Source organism: Pelagibacterium mangrovi, from assembly GCF_036662815.1.
Classification (GTDB): Bacteria; Pseudomonadota; Alphaproteobacteria; order Rhizobiales; family Devosiaceae; genus Pelagibacterium; species Pelagibacterium mangrovi.
This window is the reverse complement of the sequence record NZ_JBAFXA010000006.1, coordinates 145,652-162,355: the sequence shown is the minus strand read 5'-3', so window position 1 is coordinate 162,355 and position 16,704 is coordinate 145,652. Positions and strand designations below refer to the sequence as shown.

Here is a 16,704-nt window from a genome sequence, read left to right as displayed (position 1 = left end):
AAACCGAGGGGCACGCAAAGAGAGCCATGGGGTGCGCTGAGTTTGCATAACTCACTGCGATGCTTGTTGAAGCTCTGCGCACCCCTCATCCGTCTCGCCCTTCGGGCGATCCACCTTCTCCCTCAAGGGGAGAAGGGTACCGGGGCTGGTGTTTGAGGGCATCACGGGAACACGTTGGGGAAGATATCATGGCATTTCATCAGGTGCGGTTTCCGCTCGATATTGCGCTGGGGGCGCAGGGTGGGCCGGGGCGGGCGACGGATGTGGTGACGCTGGCGTCGGGGCGCGAGGAGCGCAACAGCCGGTGGGCGCATGCGCGGCGGAGGTATAATGCCGGGTATGGGGTCAAATCGCGGGACGACATGCGCGCCGTGCTCGACTTCTTCGAGGAGCGGCGGGGGCGATTTCATTCGTTTTTGTGGCGCGATGGGCTGGATTGGGAGGCGAGCGGTCAGGAGATCGGGGTGGGGGATGGGGAGCGGACTGCGTTTCAGCTCACCAAGCGATATGGGGCGGGGTTCGATCCGTATCTGCGGCCGATCACCAAGCCGGTGGTGGGGAGCGTGAGGGTGGAGGTGGACGGAGTGACGGCCGCGTTCGACGTCGATCCGCTGACGGGGGTGGTGACGCTGGAGGCGCCGCCGGCGAGTGGCGCGGTGGTCGTGGCGGGGTTCGCATTCGACGTGCCGGTGCGGTTCGATACCGACCGGCTGGACGTGGAACTCAGCGGTTTCGATGCGGCGGTGATTCCCAATATTCCGGTGATCGAGGTGATCGGCGAATGAGACGGTTCGAGGAAGGGTTTGCCGGCCATCTGGCCAGCGGGGCGACGACGCTCGCCTGGTGCTGGAAGATCGTGCGGAGCAATGGGGTGGTGCTCGGCTTTACCGATCATGACATCAAGCTCGCCTTTGGCGGGGTCGATTATGGGCCCGCGCATGGGCTCGATGGCGGGGAGACGGTGCAGAGGTTGGGGGCGCAGACGCAGACTTCCGAAGTGCTCGGGGTGCTCCATGCCGAGGCGATATCGGAGGATGATATCGCGCTGGGGCGGTATGACGGCGCGCGGGTGGAAAGCTGGCGGGTGAACTGGAGAGAGCCGGGGGAGCGGGCGCTGATCCGGATCGATACGATCGGGGAGATTACGCGCGAGGATGGGGTGTTTCGGGCGGAGCTGCGCTCGGGACAGCACGCGATGAACGTGCCGAGGGGGCGGCTCTATCAGCATGTCTGCGACGCGCGGCTGGGGGATGGGCGGTGCGGGGTCGACCTCGGGCAAGCGGGGTATCGGGCCGAGGTTACGGTGGTCGACAAGATCGATGCGGCGAGCGTTGAGCTGAGCGGGCTGGAGGGGTTCGCGGCGGGATGGTTTGGACAGGGTGTCGCGAAGTGGACTTCGGGGAAGCGGGCGGGGATCGAGGATATTGTGGCGCGGCAGGAGGGGGCGCGGTTGAGCTTTGGCCGTCCGGTGGCGGATTGGGTGGAGGTGGGCGATACGCTCACTGTTTATGCCGGGTGTGACAAGCAGTTCGCGACCTGCGGGGGCAAGTTCGGCAATGCGGTAAACTTTCAGGGTTTTCCGCACATTCCGGGCAATGATTTCGTGCTGCGCTATCCCGGAAGCGGGGACCGGCTGGATGGCGGGAGGATCGTGCCGTGACGCGGGGCGAGGCGGTGGCCGCCGAGGCGCGGCGGTGGATCGGGACGCCCTATCGGCATCAGGGCGCGTTGCGGGGCGCGGGGGCCGATTGCCTGGGGTTGGTGCGGGGAATCTGGCGGACGCTGCATGGGGACGAGCCGGGGCCGGTGCCGGCCTATTGTGCCGATTGGCGCGATCCGGGGATCGGCGATGCGCTGGAAGTGGGCGCGCGGCGGTATCTGATTGCCAGGGATGGGCCGGCGGAGGCGGGGAATATTGTGCTGTTCCGGCTGATGCGGCACCTGCCGGCGCGCCATTGCGGGGTGATGGTGGGGGCGGGGCGGTTCGTCCATGCCCAGGAGCATCTCGGGGTGGTCGAGGCGGCGATGGGGGAGAGCTGGGCGCGGCGGGTGGCGGGGGTGTTTTCGTTCCCGTAAGCGCTGGTTCAGGCTGAGTTGGGGGCCGTGTTCGGGCCGAATTCTAATCAATCGAAAGAAATCTCATGGCGACACTTGCGCTTTCATTCGCCGGCCAGATGGTCGGCGGGGCCATTGGCGGGCCGGTCGGGGCGACCATTGGCCGGGCGCTGGGGGCGCTGGCGGGGAGCGCCGTCGACAGCGCGATTTTCGGCGAGCGGCCCGCGACGGTCCGCAGCGATGTCCGGCTCACCGGATCGAGCGAGGGCGGGGCGATCCCGCGCATCTATGGCTGGAGCCGGGTGTCGGGCAATATCATCTGGGCGACCGAGCTCGAACGGATCGCGGCCGAGAGCGTGGGGATCAAGGGGTTCGGGCGAGGGGCGGAGGAGGATGCGATCGCGGCGAGCTTCGCGCTGGCCTTGTGCGAGGGCGAGGTGGCGCATCTGGGGCGGATCTGGGCCGATGGTAAACTGCTGGAGACCGAGGGGCTCGATATCCGGTTTTATCGCGGGACGCGGGACCAGCAGCCGGACGGGTTCATCGTGGCGCGGCAAGGGGCGGCGCCGGCGTATCGCGGGCTCTGCTATCTTGTGTTCGAACGGCTGGATTTGACCCCGTTCGGCAATCGTATTCCCAATATCTCGGTGGAAATCTGCCGGCCGGTGGGGGATCTGGAGCGCGATGTTCGCGCGGTGTGCGTGATCCCCGGCTCCACCGAATTCGGCTACGATCCGCGCCCGCGGGTTCGCGTGCTGGGGCCGGGGCGGAGCGAGGCTGAAAACTGCCATTTGAGCGGGGCGCGCTCGGATTGGGATATCTCGATCGATGAGTTGGTGGCGCTGTGTCCCAACCTCGAACATGTGGGGCTGGTGGTTTCCTGGTTCGGGACCGATCTGCGGTGCGGGGAATGCGTGGTGGAGCCGCGCGTCGAAAGCACCGGCAAAGAGGTCGAGGGCGTCGACTGGTCGGTGGCGGGACGGACGCGGGGCGCGGCCAATGTGGTGAGCACGCATCAGGGCGGGCCGGCCTATGGCGGGACGCCTTCGGACGGGGCGGTGAGGGCGGCCATCGCGGACCTGAAAGCACGCGGGCTCAAGGTGACGCTCTATCCGTTCGTGATGATGGATATTCCGCATGGGAACGGGCTTGTCGATCCCTACACGCTGGCGGCGGGGCAGCCGGCCTATCCGTGGCGGGGGCGGATCACCTGCCACCCGGCTGCGGGAATGGCCGGATCGCCGGACGGGACCGGCGCCGCTGCCGGGCAGGTGGCCGCGTTCATGGGCAAGGGCTATCGCGAGATGATCCTGCATTACGCGGAACTGGGGCGGGATGCGGGCGGGATCGATGCGATGCTGATCGGGTCCGAGATGCGGCATCTGAGCTGGGTGCGCTCGGCGGCTGAGAGCTTTCCGTTCGTCGATGCGCTGCGGGGTTTGGCGGCGGAGGTGCGCGGGATCGTCGGGGCGGGGACCAGGATCACCTATGCGGCGGACTGGTCGGAATATTCCGGGCTGCAACCGGAGGACGCGCCGGGGGACAAGATATTCCACCTCGATCCGCTTTGGGCCGACGCCAATATCGACGCCATCGGGATCGACAATTACATGCCGCTCGCCGATTGGCGGGATGGGGAGGGGCATCTGGATGCGGCAAAGGCCGGGTCCGTGCACGATCTCGATTACCTCGAGGGCAATATTGCCGGCGGCGAGGGGTATGACTGGTTCTATGCCTCGGCAGCGGATCGGGAGGCGCAGGTGCGCACTCCGATCGGCGACGGGGCGCATGGGGAGGATTGGGTCTGGCGGTATAAAGACCTCGTGGGCTTCTGGAGCCAGCCGCATCACAACCGGATCGGGGGTGTGCGCAGGGCGGCGCGGACGGCGTGGGTGCCCCGTTCCAAGCCGATCTGGTTGACCGAGCTTGGGTGCGGGGCGGTGGACAAGGGGGCGAACGCGCCCAATGCGTTCGGCGACCCCAAGAGCTCGGAAGATGCGCGGCCGCCATTTTCGGCCGGGACGCCCGATCCGCTGATCCAGCGGCAGGCGCTGAGGGCCAGCCATCGCTACTGGCGGACGGCGGGCGCGCACAATCCGATTTCACCGGTCTATGGCAGGCGGATGCTCGATACCAGCCGGATCTATATCTGGTGCTGGGACGCTCGGCCTTATCCGGCGTTTCCGGGGATGGCGGAGGTATGGTCGGACGCTATCAATTACGAAACGGGACACTGGCTGAACGGCAGGTTGGGATCGGCCGGGGCCGATGAATTGCTCGCGGCGATGGCTGAGGAATTTGGCGTTACGGTCAGCCGGATCGATGCGGGGGCGCCGCTGGTGCGGGGGCTGGGGGTCGAGGCAGTGGCGAGTTTGCGCGATGCGTCGGCGGGGCTGGTCGAGGCGCTGGGGTTGGCGGTGCGGGACCGGGAGGACGGCATTGCGTGGCAGCGCGGGGACAGGCGCGCGGTGGCGGGGCTTTCGCGCGACGATCTGGCGGTGGCCGATGGGCCGCTGCTGTCGCGCAAGCGGGGCGATCCGGCGGAGATGACCGGGCGGCTTGCGCTGAGCTATTTCGACCGGGATCGCGATTATCAGACAGCTTCGGTGCTGGCGATCTCGCCCAGGGGCGAGCGCAATGGCGGGGTCGAGACCGGGCTGGTGCTCGACGCCGGCGATGCACGGAGCGTTGCCGAGGCGATGCTGCGGGCCATGCGCACGGGCGGCGACGAGGTGGAGTTTGCACTGCCGCCCTCGCGGATGGCGTTCGAAGCGGGGGATATGATCGCGGTCGAGGGCGTGACCGATGGGCCGTTCGTGGTTGGTGCCGTGCGCGATGGAGAGGTGCGGCGGCTGTCGGCCTCGGCGGGCGGCGAGACGGTGATCGGGACGATTTCGGCGCCGGCGCGGCGGGTGCCGCAAATCCGGCCACCGATTGCCGTCATGCCGGTTATCGCGGTGGCGCATCTGCCGGCGCGGGACGGCGGGACCGAGCTGGTGGCGGCAGGTTTCGCCGATCCCTGGCCGGGGGCGGTGAGCTTGCGCGAGGCCGGGACGGGCGCCGAACTGGGCGTTCTGACGGGGCGCGGGACGCTTGGGGAATTGACCCAAGGGTTGGCGGACGGTGTTCACGGCATCTGGGATCGGAGCGGGGCGGCGTATGTGCGGCTTTACGGCGGCCATCTGGCGTCCGCCGAGCGGGACGCGGTGCTGGCTTCGGCGAACCGGCTGGCGGTTCGGACCGATGCGGGGCACTGGGAGGTGATCGGCTTCGAGCGGGCGGAACTGGTCGCGCCCTCGACCTATCGGCTGACGGGGCTGCTGCGCGGACTCGATGCGACGCGTGGCGGTGCGGCTGGAATCGGCAATCGGGTGATGGTGCTCGACCGGCATTGCCTGCGGATGGCGGCGCCGCAAGGTTCGCTGGGCGATACGCGATCGGCGAGGGCCTATGCGGGCCTTCGCGATGCGGAAGGGAGCGAATTGAACGTCGATGTGGATATCGGGGCGGCGTTGCCGCTGGCGCCGGTGCATCTGAGGGCGGTTCGCGATGCGCAGACCGGGGATTTGGCGTTGAGCTGGATACGGCGCAGCCGCATCGAGGGCAATGGTTGGACCTTCGGAGACGTGCCACTCGATGTCTCGCCCGAGACATATCGGGTGTCGATCCTCGACGGGGAGACGGTGGTGCGGACGATGACCGTGGGCGGGGCGAGGGCGGTCTATGCCGCTGCCGATCAGATCGCCGATTTCGGGGCGTTGCCAGAGGGGTTCGGGTTCGCCGTCAAGCAAGTTAGTCCGGTGCTGGGACCGGGACATAGGGCACAGGGAGAATTTTCATGACTGGGACAGCGCGGCTGGGCCTGCCGCTGATCGCGCCCGACCAGGCGCAAAAGCACGTCACCCATAACGAGGCGCTGCTGGTGCTCGACGCCATGGTGCAATTGCGGCTCGATGGGCTGGCGGAAACCGTGCCGCCGGGGGAGCCGGAGGCGGGTGCGGTTTTCGGGATCGGCGCGGCGGCGACGGGGGCGTGGCAGGGCCATGATGGCGAGCTTGCGGCCTGGACCCAAGGCGGGTGGCGGTTCATGGCGCCGGCCGAGGGATGGCTGGGCTGGGAAAAGGGCGTGGGCCGGCCGGTGGTGTATCGCCGGGGCGAGTGGCGGCCCTTGCTGAACGGGGTCGACGCGTTGGGCGTGGGGACCGAGCCGGACGGAACCAACAGGCTGGCCGTGCGCTCGGAAGCGGCGCTTTTTACCGCCGTTCCTGTTGGCGAAGGCGGCAATGGCGATGTGCGGCTGACCCTCAACAAGGAAACGGCAGCCAACAGCGCCACGCTGATCTTTCAGTCCGGGTGGTCGGGACGGGCCGAAATCGGGCTCTCGGGCAATGACGATTTCGCCTTCAAGGTGAGCGGCGATGGCGCGACCTTCACCACCGGCATGACGCTGGGTGCGAGCACGGGATTCGTGACGTTCGGCAGTTTCGCCGGTTGCGCGGTGAGCTTTCCCGCTGTCGCGGGGGGCGTGCTGGCGGCGGAGACGGGATATGTGGTGCCCTTGCCCCAAAGCGGGACGAGCGACGAAATCGATATGATTTCGGGCGGGTTCGACGGGGCGATGCTGATCGTCATCGGCACGGCGGGGCGAACTCTCACCTTCAGGGACGGGGTGGGCAACCTCAAGCTTGGGGGCAACCGCGTGCTCGACAATTTCGAGGACAGCCTATTGCTGGTGCGGCGCGGGGCCGACTGGATCGAATTGTCCTTTTCCAACAACGGCTGAGTTATTCGGATCACGAGGAGGAAACGCCATGCCGGCTTCACGCTGGGCCCATTGCCTTGCGCAGATTTTGAAACACGAGGGCGGCTACGCCGACCATCCCTCGGACCCCGGTGGAGCCACAAACATGGGCATCACCCACAAGACGCTGGCCCGATGGCGCGGGATCGATCCGTGGTGGGATTTGCCCAAATCGGAGGTCGCGGCGCTGACGCGGAGCGAGGCGTCCTCGATCTACAAGGCGCTTTACTGGGATCGGTGCAAGGCGGGAGCGCTGCCGGCCGGCGTCGATCTGGCGGTGTTCGACTATGCAGTCAATTCCGGACCGGAGCGGGCGGTCAAGACGCTGCAGGCGCTGGTGGGGGTGGTCGCGGACGGATTTGTCGGCCCGGTGACGCTCGCCGCCGTGGCAAAGCGCGATCCGAGGGCGCTGATCGAGGCGATCTGCGACCAGCGGATGGGGCTTCTCCAGCGGCTGGCCCATTGGGCGCAGTTCGGGCGCGGCTGGACGAGCCGGGTCGCCGATATCCGCGCGACGGCGCTGGCCGATATCGCGCTTCAACTTCCTTATCAATCAACAGATGGAGTCAATGACATGGTTTTTCTCGATGGATACAAGACCTATATCGTCGGCCTGCTCATGCTGGCCGTCGGCGTCGCGCAGGCGCTCGGGATCGAAGTGCCGGCCTTCGGCGATTATTCGGGGCCGCAGATGATCATGGAAGCGTTCGCGGTGATCTTCCTGCGGCGCGGGCTGAAGGGGGATTTGGGAAAGGCCTAACGGTTCGGCGTGCCGAGTTTCCAGCTTCGATGTGGCGGAGACTCGGCGCGCTTCTCATCCACCCCTTCGACGGAATTTCTACGCTTTGACACCATTCATTTGCAGTTCAGCAATCGGCCTGTAAAACTGGCGCCATGAAAAGCACCGTTTTCTCCCGACTCGCATCGCTGGTCCTGGCTCTTGGCCTTCTGTTTCCGCTCGGCGCGATGCCTGTGGGGGCGCAGGAGGCGTGCTGGGACAATTCGGCCATCCAAGCGGCGCTCGCCGAAGGGCGTATCCAGCCGGTGGCGGCGGTGCTCTCGCGCGAGGGGATCGACCCTTCCACGGAAGTGCTCAGCGTCAAGGTGTGCGAGCAGGGCGGGTCGCCGGTCTATGTGCTGGCCGTGCTCGAGGCCAATGGCCAGGCACGCAATCTCACGGTAAGCGCGCGGTAATCGGTTAAAGGGCGGGCGGCGAACATGCGTATCCTTGTTGTCGAGGACGACGAAAATCTCAACAGGCAGATTTGCCAGGCGCTGACCGATGCCGGTTATGTTGTCGACAGCGCGACCGATGGCGAAGAGGGGCATTTTCTCGGGGAGACCGAGCCCTATGACGCCGTGGTACTCGATATCGGCCTGCCGCGCATGGATGGTATTTCGGTGCTTGAAGCCTGGCGGCGGGAAAACAGGATGATGCCGGTGCTGCTGCTCACCGCGCGCGACCGCTGGAGCGACAAGGTGCAGGGGATCGACGCGGGCGCCGACGACTATGTGGCCAAGCCCTTCCACATGGAAGAGGTGCTGGCGCGGCTGCGCGCGTTGGTGCGCCGGGCGGCCGGACATGCATCCAATGAAATCACCGCGGGTCCGGTGAGGCTCGACACCAAGGCGGGGCGGGTGACCGTTGAAGGGCAGGCGATCAAGCTCACCAGCCATGAATTCCGCCTGCTCGCCTATTTGATGATGCATCGGGGCAAGGTGATTTCGCGCACGGAGCTGACCGAACACCTCTACGATCAGGATTTCGATCGCGATTCCAATACGATCGAAGTGTTCGTGGGTCGCCTGCGCAAGAAACTGCCCGACGATTTGATCCAGACCATCCGGGGTCTCGGATACCAGATTCTGGCGGATTGATGAAAAAGGGCTCGATAGCCTTCCGGCTGTTCTGGCTTTCGGCCGGCTGGCTGATCGTCGCGCTGGTGGCGACGGCGCTGCTCTTGACCGAGCTCTATTCCCAGGCGCTCGACAGGGACCTCAACGAAAGCCTCGATTTCCAGATTTCATCGTTGGTCGGGCAGACGCTGCAGGCCAATTCGCCGGCTTCGAGCGACATCGAGCTGGCCGATACGCGTTTTTCGCGGCCCACCTCGGGCTGGTATTGGCAGGTGCGCGACGAGGCCGGGGCGCTGGTCAATTTTTCTCCATCCATGGTTGGGACCGTGCTGCCCGAACTGACGGACGCGTTCAGCCCTCGGGGCACGCGTTCGGGGCTGATCGCCGACGATTACGGGCAGACGCTGCGCTCGGTCGAGCGCTGGATCACGCTCGACGACATGGGGCGGTTCGTGATCACCGTCACGGGGAATTATTCCGACGTGGAAGGCAGGGTCGATGCCTTCCGGGGACAGGCGATCATAGTGCTGGCGGTAGTGGGGATCATCCTCGCGGCCATGAGCGGCATGATCGCGCGCTTTGCCCTGCGGCCCATCGAACGGCTGCGCGAGGCGATCGAGGCGGTGCGCGAGGGCGACAAGCCGACAGTCGAGGGGGCGTATCCCCAGGAGATCGCGCCACTGGCCGAAGAGCTCAACGAATTGCTGCGATCCAATACCCAGATCATCGAACGGGCGCGGGCCCAGGTGGGCAATCTTGCCCATGGGCTGAAAACGCCCCTGGCGGTGCTGCGCAACGAAGCCGACGGCGGCGAGACGGCGCTGGCCAAATCGGTGCTGCACGAAACCGATAATATGAGCCGCATCGTGGCGACCTATCTCGACAAGGCGCGGCTGGCGGCGCGGTCCAGCGTGGTGGGCAAGCGCGCCGACACCCGCGCGGTGCTCGAACGTCTCGGACGCGTCATGGCCAAGCTCCACGACCGATGCGACATTGCCGTCGATATCCCCGCGTCGGTGCCGTGGTTTCGGGGGGACGAGGGCGATCTGGAGGAAATGGCGGGCAATCTGCTCGACAACGCCTGCAAATGGACGCATTCGGAGGTGCGGCTTTCGGCGCGCGAAACCGGGGAAGCGCGGAACCGGAGCGTCACGATTGTCGTTGAAGATAATGGACCGGGCCTGACGGACGCACAGGCGGCGCAAGTGTTGCGCCGGGGTGTCAGGCTGGACGAAAAAACACCGGGAAGCGGGCTGGGACTCGATATCGTCAAGGAACTGGTAGACATCTACGGCGGAGATTTGACGTTGGGTCGGTCGGCGATGGGGGGGCTGAATGCAACCCTGCGGCTACCGGCGGCGCGGCCAGCACGCACCTAACCGCAATTTGGCCCTAATGGGCAATAAGAGAGCTAACAAGGACCGAATACGTCCGTTTTTGAAAGGGTATTGCGAAATGAAAATGTTGAGGGCGATTGCACTTGTTTCGCTGGCGCTGGTGGTGGCCGGCTGTAGCCGGACGACGAATTTCCAGACGCCCGGCCAGACTGCCATGCCCCAGCCGACAGTGCTGACCAACCCCTTACCCGATGTGGTACAGCCGACCGACAGCGCCCCCATTCAGCAGGCACGGCTCGATCCGGGCAGCTACGACTATATCGACGGCTCGGTGCTCGGCCAGCTCAGCTCGGCCCAGCGTAGCGCGGCCAACGACGCCCAGTTCTACGCCCTGCAGTTCGGCCGTCCCGGGGCTCCGCGGAGCTGGTCCTCGGGTGGCGCTTCCGGGCAGGTGTCGGTGGGGCCCTATGTTCGCGTCAACAATCTCGACTGCCGCGAGTTCTCGCATCGGGTGACGCTCAATGGGCAGACCTATACCCGCTCTGGCACCGCGTGCCGCGAGGTTGATGGCGCCTGGGGCGTGACGGCGTAAAGCCAGCCACATATCCGGAAAAAACGGGGCGTCGCTGGAAGCGGCGCCCTTTTTTGTGTGGGACAAAGGTTTTTTTACCGACCCGCGATAGGGTCGGGACTTAATCCCTTGCACTAGCCGGTTGATTTCATGCCCCTTGCCGACAAAATCCCTGGCGACAAGACGCAGTTGCGTGGTTCCGCGACGGGGCAGCGTCGGGCCGACGCCGCGCGCGATGCGTTTCTCGGCGTCCTGTCGGGTGTGCTCGCCGAGCCGCCGGCCTATCATGCCTTTGCCGGTTCAATAGAACGGGATGCAGCGATCGGGATATGGACGTGGATCGCGCGCGATATCGCACAGTCCGAGGCCGAGCGGCTGGGGGAGATCGTTGCGGATGGCGGTGACCCTCTCGAAACGTTCGACCTGTTGCTTCCCGACTTGCTGGCCAAACTCAAGGCCAATGCGGATGCCGAAAAGGGCGACCGCGACCTTGAACGCCGCAACACCATGCAGATGGGGGGCGAGGAGGCGCGCAGGCGACTGGCGAGCGTGATCATGGCCATGCGCCGGCGGCCTTTGCTGATCCAGGCGGAAAGGTTTGGAGTGGCTGTCGGGACGATCGCCGACGAGGCCACGCTTGCTTCCGCGCTCCAATCGATCACCATCAACAACCCCATAACGCGTGCGCTCTGGATGCAGGCCATGGTGGGGCATATGGCCAACCCCGGCCGGGCCATGGCGGCAGCGGTCGCCATAGCGGGCGGAAATTCGGAAGCCCATATCGTCAATGCCGGCTATGGCCCGTTGGTCGAAGCGATCATGAGCCACGCCCAGGGGCAGATCGGGAGGCTGGCGAGCCAGCCCAATCTGTTTTCCGATATCGATTTCGCCTGCCGGGCCATCGAGCGGTTTCATCGGCTGATGCGCGCGATCAACCACACGATCGAGATCGAACGGCGTTCGCCCTGGGGCACGATCATCTCCGACCTCACAGCCAAGCTTTCCGAGCGGCTGGAACGGCCGATGAAGGAAATCACCATCAACGTCACCCAGGCGCTGCGCCGGCCGCGCGATGGCAATGACAGGGTGGATGCCGAGCATGTGCTTGCGGCGCTCAATGGTCTCTATCTGCTGATGGCGGTGCGCCAATCGCGCGATTCTCTGGCCGTCAACGCGCTTTTGGATCAGGCTTGGGCCGATACCGGGCAGGCGGTCGAGGTTCTGGTGACGCGCGCGCTGGACAATTTTCGGGTCAACCCCGGCGATGCGGCGGTGCGCGAGCGGGTGGAGGCGGGCATCAAGATGGCCGAAATCCGCTACAATGCCGAATATGCCGATATCCTGCGCCGGGCGCGCGACAACGCCGGACGGCGGACGGCCCAGCTATAAGCGCCGGTCGAGACGGGCGCCGAGCGCCGCCTGTCCGTCGCGGATATAGACTGTGTCGCCCTGTTTCATCCGCCCTTCCGCGATCAGCGCCCTAGTGGCACCGGCTTCTCCGGAAAGAACGAGGCCAATCGCGTCGAGCGGGGAGCGATGATCGGTGTTGGCGAAAATCAGACAGCCCGGATCGAACCGCCGCTGCTGGTCCAGGGCCAGAACCCACTCGGCCTGTCCGTTCGCGAAGCGGTGTTCGAGATAGGCCGGCAATCCGTCTTGAACGTGACGATTGGGCGGATGCGGCGGCTCGGCGGCCGCAAGAGTGCGCGGCAGCACGCAGCGCTCGGCGCAGAGCTGGGGTAGATGATCGGGGTTGAATTGGCCGGCAACGACAGCGCCCGCGACTTCGGGCAAGGTGAGCGGCCCCCAGGGGGCGCCGGCTTTGCCCTGCGCCAGCAATAATTTGCTCCAGCCGCGTCCCGTCCGTGTTTCGAGCGTGCGCGTGGCGCCGGCGGCGACAAAGGCGGGCGGGTTGCCGGGTCGCGCCGGGTTAGCAAGAGTCAGGGGGCCGTCGGGCGTTTCGAATATGGGATCGATCCGGGGATCGGGCGCGGGGCGATCAAGGCCGCCAAGCGCGACCTCCAAAGCGATGCGTCCATGATCGACACACCCGGCAAGGCTCAAATAGCCCGCGGCGCTTCCGGCGAGAACGACGTGGTTCACCGTGCCGGACGGGACGAGACGTTGCGTTGCCGCGTCCCATGCGACGACACCTTTGGACTTTACCCAAAGGTCGAGATCGGGTTGCCAACCCCCTGAAACGATGAGGCGGTCGCATAGCGTGGGCGTCTCGCCCAAGGCACCGGTTTCGGCGTCGGCGCTGGTGACCAGCAATCCCTTTCCCGTTGGTTGAACCTCTTCGACAGCGACGCCCCAGCCAAGGCGATAGCCATAGGCCTTGCAGAATTCGATGAAGCGGGTCTGGGGATCAATGCGCGGATCGCCGGCCCGCAGGATGGTCTTGCCGCTCGCCGCGCCCAGTAGCGCCATGCGATAACCCACATTGGTCGCGGTGTGGATCAGCGCGTTGTCGCCCGGCCACACATTGTAACGCGCGGCCATGCGCCAGGCGAAGCTGGCTTCGACAATCTCGGGGAGACGGTTGCCGGAAAAGATCGGAATACGGCCAACCGTGCCCGTGGCGAGGACAATTGTTTCGGCGGCGATCGATATCCGCTCGGGTTGCGGCACCGATCCGTTTTTTGTGACGCGGATAGCCTCGATGCGGCGGTCAACGAGATCGAACGCCAAGGTGCCCAAAAGCAGCGTGACCAGACCGGACGCACCGATGCGCGCGGCCAGATCGCTGATCATGTCCTCGGGCGCGGGTTCGCCATCGGCTTTGCCGAAAAAGACCGACAGCCCGCCGAGCGTTGCTTCCTTTTCCACGAGGCAGACCCGCAGGCCGCGCTGTGCGGCGGCGAGGGCAGCAGAGAGGCCAGCCACGCCGCCTCCCACGACAGCGACATCGGCGGTGATACGACGCGACGCAGGCATATCGATCCAGCCGCCCGGCTCTGACGAACCGGACCGGTAGAGAAGGCCGAGAGAATCGTGTCGTTTCAGGAGAAGGCGGCTGAGCAGGGACGCGGGCGCGTTCGGTCCGGGACCAAGCGTTACAAAGGACGCGCCATCGACCGCAGGACACAGCGCCATGGGCATGGCGAGGTCGGGGCGTCCCTCATTGCCGGAAAGAACGATAGCGGGCGCCGTATGCTCGTCGAGCGCAATGGGGTGGGAGGCAAACGCTCCGGCGGAGCGGAACCCGCTTGCCAGAAGCGCGGACAGCACCGAGTCGCCCTCAAACCCCGAAACCCTAAGTCCGTTGATCCGGAAACGGAGGGGACGCGACCGGTCGATCGCGGGGCGGGAAAATTCGGGCGGAAGCTCGCCGACGAGCCGTGCGGGATTGCTCATGCCGCGTGCCCCGGTACGTGTCCGGCGACGAACTCGGCGATCTCCCGGCGCGGTTGACGCCTCTCGGCACCGTGCGCCGCCGCCCATTCGGTTTCCACCCCGCTTGCGGATTCCGAAATGATGGCGGCGAGGAGGGGGGCGAGTACGACATCGAGAACGCCCAGCCCTGCTACGACGAACAGGCGGCCACGCCGCGTGGGGCCGATCGCCGGAGCGCCGTCATGGGACAGAAGGCGCGAAAAGTGCGTCAACGCCGCGAGGCGCGGGGCGGGATCGGAATGGAAGGCGGAGGCGATGCGGTCGAGCCCGCGCGCATCGTCGTCGCGGGCGGTTGCACGGACGATGCCGTCGCCCGATTGGGCGAAGATCGCGCCGGTATCGAGGTCTATCCCGGCGCGGTGGCGCGCGTGGCGCTGGGGCGCCGTTTCGATGCCCACCCATGTCTCGACCCGTGCGAAATGGGCGATCTCCTCGGGATCGAGCCAGTCGAGGATCGCGCCGTCATCGGCGAGGACGACCTGATCGATCGCGGTCGCCCCGAACGTCGCGCTGCCGTCGCGCTTGAGCTTGAGGGCGCCGACCGAATTGAGCACGGCGACGTTGGACGACGCCAGCCATCGACCCGCAACGGAACGAAGTGGCGTGGGATTGAACAGCCGAACGTCGCGCAGCGTCAGTGCGGTGGCTGAACCGGACCGGACGGGTGGATCGACGGGGAAGCGGAAGCCTTCGGCCGTGCGATACATGTGGTTGAGCGCGATTGCGGCATCCGCCGACTGGGCCGAAAGGCGCAAATCGATCCGTTCGGCGATGCCGGGCGCAAGGCGAGCCAGTCGCCGGACAGTCGGCCGGGTGTTGGCACGCAGCAGCGACCAGAGTTCGGGGCGGGTCACCGGCGCCAGCGACAATGAGGGCATCGATTGCAGGCTGTGCGGATTGAGCGCGGGGCTGAGCAGCACAATTGCTCGTGAGTGGTCAGCGGCCAAAAGGCCTGCTAGAAGCCAGGCAAACGGCGAGGCGCCGACCACGGCAATGGTTTTCGATTGCTCGGTCATATGTGTCGGGCCGGCCTCTCAACCTGCCGCGCGGTCATCAAGCCGGGGTGCGGCACAAAAGCGCGCCAATTCCGGACTATATCCGCGCGGGTTTGGCCTATAGAAACGGTATCTCATTGGTTTTCAAGGGTTAGCCTCGCACTTGTTCTGGATTTTCGCGATATTGCTGGTGGCCGTCATCGTCGGCGTGCTGGCGTCAAGCATGCGTGGCCTTGGCCGGGCAAAGCCGCTGGCCGAGGGCAAGGAGGCTTCGCGTGCCTTTTTCCGCGACCAGCTCGATGGAATCGAAGTTGATCTCGCCGCCGGCCGCCTGTCGGAAGGCGAGGCGACGGCGGCGCGGGCCGAATTGGCGCGGGAGGTCATCCGCTTCGAAAAGGACAACCCGCAGCCCAGCAAACTGGGCAGTGGCCGATCCATCGTCATGGTCGCACTGCCTGTGGTCGCGGTGGTGAGCCTTGGGCTCTATGCCTGGCTGGGACGCTCCGACCTGCCCGCGGCACCGCTGGACGGGCGCGATCTGCCGGCCGAGGCCCAGATCGATCTCGAAACGGCAATCGCCACTGTCGAAGCGCAGATGGTCCAGACGCCCAACGATGTGCGCGGCTGGCTGGTGCTGGCGCCCATCTATATGGAGCAGGGGCGCTTCGCCGAAGCCGCCAATGCCTGGCGGCGAATTCTCGCCCTCGAAACCCCGACCGCCGACCGCGAATCGAGTCTGGCGGAAGCGCTGATCATGGCCAATAATGGCCAGCCGACAGACGAAGCGCTCGAGTTGCTGCGCCGTGCGGTGGCTGCCGATCCGGTCCATGTGCGTTCGCGGTTCTATCTGGCGGGCGTACTGACGGGCACCGGTGAATACGAGGAAGCCGTTTCGCTTTGGGAGGAGCTGCTGGCGCTCGCGACGGGCGAAGAAGCCTGGGTCGATACCGCGCGTACCGGACTGGCGACCGCCCAGGCCGGGCTGACCGGCCGGACGCTGGGCGACAGCGAGCCCGATGCAACCATGGACGTGATGATTCGCGGAATGGTGGATGGATTGGCGGCGCGGCTCTATAGTGAGGGCGGCTCGGCCGACGAGTGGATGCAGCTCGTCCGCTCGCGGATCGAACTCGATGGCGAGGACGCCGCGCGCGAAGACCTCGACCGCGCCCTCGACGAACTTTCGGGACAGGACCGGGTTGCGCTCGAGGATTTCGGGCGCGAGATTGGATTGACGGAGTAGAAATGGCCTGGACACGCAAACAGAAGCGCCTCGGCATCATCGCCGGCCTGGGGCTGGTGCTCGCACTGGCGGCAGGATTGATCCTGACCGCGCTGCGCGACCAGATCGTGTTCTTTTATTCTCCCACCGAAATCACCGAGGCGGGCCTGTCTCCGGGCACCCCGATCAGGCTCGGCGGGCTGGTGCTCGAAGGGAGCTGGCAGCAGCAGGGCGAGGACAATACCTTCGTCGTCCATGACGGCGCCGGCCAGATGACGGCTCACTATACCGGCATTCTGCCCGATCTGTTCCGCGAGGGGCAGGGGGTGGTGGCCGAGGGAAGCCTGCAGCCCGACGGAACGTTTCTTGCGACCAATGTGCTGGCCAAGCACGACGAAACCTACATGCCCCGCGAAGTGGCCGACTCCCTGCGCGAGCAGGGCGTATGGCAGGGCGAGGAAGGATAATCG

General features: G+C 66.0%; 15 protein-coding genes. 13 read left to right on the top strand and 2 right to left on the bottom strand.

Annotated elements, in window-relative coordinates:
* Positions 1-188: 188 nt before the first annotated feature.
* The 11 genes from V4T21_RS11975 (at position 189) to V4T21_RS11925 (ending at position 12,010) form a co-directional block, all read left to right on the top strand.
* Positions 189-785: a phage distal tail protein, Rcc01695 family gene (locus tag V4T21_RS11975; protein ID WP_332716959.1), complete on the top strand. Its 597-nt coding sequence runs from the start codon at positions 189-191 to the stop codon at positions 783-785.
* On the top strand, positions 782-1,660 hold the full coding sequence (locus tag V4T21_RS11970; RefSeq protein WP_332716956.1) for a phage/gene transfer agent baseplate hub protein: 879 nt from the start codon (positions 782-784) through the stop codon (positions 1,658-1,660). The genes V4T21_RS11975 and V4T21_RS11970 overlap by 4 nt, the downstream gene beginning before the upstream one ends.
* Positions 1,657-2,076, top strand: coding sequence for an NlpC/P60 family protein (locus V4T21_RS11965; RefSeq protein WP_332716954.1), 420 nt, complete (start codon positions 1,657-1,659; stop codon positions 2,074-2,076). Before V4T21_RS11970 ends, V4T21_RS11965 begins: the two co-directional genes overlap by 4 nt.
* Before the next feature lie 65 nt (positions 2,077-2,141).
* On the top strand, positions 2,142-5,897 hold the full coding sequence (locus V4T21_RS11960) for a baseplate multidomain protein megatron (protein ID WP_332716951.1): 3,756 nt from the start codon (positions 2,142-2,144) through the stop codon (positions 5,895-5,897).
* On the top strand, positions 5,894-6,838 hold the full coding sequence (locus V4T21_RS11955) for a DUF2793 domain-containing protein (RefSeq protein ID WP_332716948.1): 945 nt from the start codon (positions 5,894-5,896) through the stop codon (positions 6,836-6,838). The genes V4T21_RS11960 and V4T21_RS11955 overlap by 4 nt, the downstream gene beginning before the upstream one ends.
* Positions 6,839-6,866: 28 nt before the next feature.
* Positions 6,867-7,616 carry a glycoside hydrolase family 108 protein gene (locus tag V4T21_RS11950; protein ID WP_332716945.1) on the top strand — a complete coding sequence of 250 codons (750 nt, stop codon included), beginning with the start codon at positions 6,867-6,869 and terminating at the stop codon, positions 7,614-7,616.
* A 134-nt stretch (positions 7,617-7,750) separates the two neighbouring features.
* On the top strand, positions 7,751-8,050 hold the full coding sequence (locus V4T21_RS11945; protein WP_332716942.1) for a hypothetical protein: 300 nt from the start codon (positions 7,751-7,753) through the stop codon (positions 8,048-8,050).
* A gap of 24 nt (positions 8,051-8,074) precedes the next feature.
* Entirely contained in the window at positions 8,075-8,734 is a 660-nt protein-coding gene (locus V4T21_RS11940) for a response regulator transcription factor (protein WP_332716939.1), read from the top strand.
* Entirely contained in the window at positions 8,734-10,092 is a 1,359-nt protein-coding gene (locus V4T21_RS11935) for an ATP-binding protein (RefSeq protein WP_332716936.1), read from the top strand. Before V4T21_RS11940 ends, V4T21_RS11935 begins: the two co-directional genes overlap by 1 nt.
* 76 nt (positions 10,093-10,168) lie before the next feature.
* Positions 10,169-10,642 (top strand): hypothetical protein, encoded by a 474-nt coding sequence (locus V4T21_RS11930; RefSeq protein ID WP_332716933.1) that lies wholly within the window; start codon positions 10,169-10,171, stop codon positions 10,640-10,642.
* A 129-nt stretch (positions 10,643-10,771) separates the two neighbouring features.
* Positions 10,772-12,010 (top strand): hypothetical protein, encoded by a 1,239-nt coding sequence (locus V4T21_RS11925; RefSeq protein ID WP_332716930.1) that lies wholly within the window; start codon positions 10,772-10,774, stop codon positions 12,008-12,010.
* On the opposite strand, the gene V4T21_RS11920 is transcribed toward V4T21_RS11925, so the two are convergent.
* Positions 12,005-13,978 (bottom strand): FAD-dependent oxidoreductase, encoded by a 1,974-nt coding sequence (locus V4T21_RS11920; RefSeq protein ID WP_332716927.1) that lies wholly within the window; start codon positions 13,976-13,978, stop codon positions 12,005-12,007. The genes V4T21_RS11925 and V4T21_RS11920 overlap by 6 nt on opposite strands.
* Positions 13,975-15,033 (bottom strand): hypothetical protein, encoded by a 1,059-nt coding sequence (locus tag V4T21_RS11915; protein WP_332716924.1) that lies wholly within the window; start codon positions 15,031-15,033, stop codon positions 13,975-13,977. Before V4T21_RS11915 ends, V4T21_RS11920 begins: the two co-directional genes overlap by 4 nt.
* A 142-nt stretch (positions 15,034-15,175) precedes the next feature.
* Here V4T21_RS11915 and ccmI point away from each other — a divergent pair, with 142 nt between their 5' ends.
* Both ccmI and ccmE read left to right on the top strand, forming a co-directional pair.
* Entirely contained in the window at positions 15,176-16,255 is a 1,080-nt protein-coding gene (gene ccmI, locus V4T21_RS11910) for a c-type cytochrome biogenesis protein CcmI (protein ID WP_332716921.1), read from the top strand.
* A gap of 2 nt (positions 16,256-16,257) precedes the next feature.
* Positions 16,258-16,701 carry a cytochrome c maturation protein CcmE gene (ccmE, locus tag V4T21_RS11905; protein WP_332716918.1) on the top strand — a complete coding sequence of 148 codons (444 nt, stop codon included), beginning with the start codon at positions 16,258-16,260 and terminating at the stop codon, positions 16,699-16,701.
* Positions 16,702-16,704 lie beyond the last annotated feature (3 nt).

Bases quoted from the DNA above. Each gene is read 5' to 3' on its own strand.
- V4T21_RS11975 (WP_332716959.1), top strand. From the start codon at position 189: ATGGCATTTCATCAGGTGCGGTTTCCGCTCGATATTGCGCTGGGGGCG.
- V4T21_RS11970 (WP_332716956.1), top strand. From the start codon at position 782: ATGAGACGGTTCGAGGAAGGGTTTGCCGGCCATCTGGCCAGCGGGGCG.
- V4T21_RS11960 (WP_332716951.1), top strand. From the start codon at position 2,142: ATGGCGACACTTGCGCTTTCATTCGCCGGCCAGATGGTCGGCGGGGCC.
- V4T21_RS11955 (WP_332716948.1), top strand. From the start codon at position 5,894: ATGACTGGGACAGCGCGGCTGGGCCTGCCGCTGATCGCGCCCGACCAG.
- V4T21_RS11950 (WP_332716945.1), top strand. From the start codon at position 6,867: ATGCCGGCTTCACGCTGGGCCCATTGCCTTGCGCAGATTTTGAAACAC.
- V4T21_RS11945 (WP_332716942.1), top strand. From the start codon at position 7,751: ATGAAAAGCACCGTTTTCTCCCGACTCGCATCGCTGGTCCTGGCTCTT.
- V4T21_RS11940 (WP_332716939.1), top strand. From the start codon at position 8,075: ATGCGTATCCTTGTTGTCGAGGACGACGAAAATCTCAACAGGCAGATT.
- V4T21_RS11935 (WP_332716936.1), top strand. From the start codon at position 8,734: ATGAAAAAGGGCTCGATAGCCTTCCGGCTGTTCTGGCTTTCGGCCGGC.
- V4T21_RS11930 (WP_332716933.1), top strand. From the start codon at position 10,169: ATGAAAATGTTGAGGGCGATTGCACTTGTTTCGCTGGCGCTGGTGGTG.
- V4T21_RS11925 (WP_332716930.1), top strand. From the start codon at position 10,772: ATGCCCCTTGCCGACAAAATCCCTGGCGACAAGACGCAGTTGCGTGGT.
- V4T21_RS11920 (WP_332716927.1), bottom strand. From the start codon at position 13,978: ATGAGCAATCCCGCACGGCTCGTCGGCGAGCTTCCGCCCGAATTTTCC.
- V4T21_RS11915 (WP_332716924.1), bottom strand. From the start codon at position 15,033: ATGACCGAGCAATCGAAAACCATTGCCGTGGTCGGCGCCTCGCCGTTT.
- ccmE (WP_332716918.1), top strand. From the start codon at position 16,258: ATGGCCTGGACACGCAAACAGAAGCGCCTCGGCATCATCGCCGGCCTG.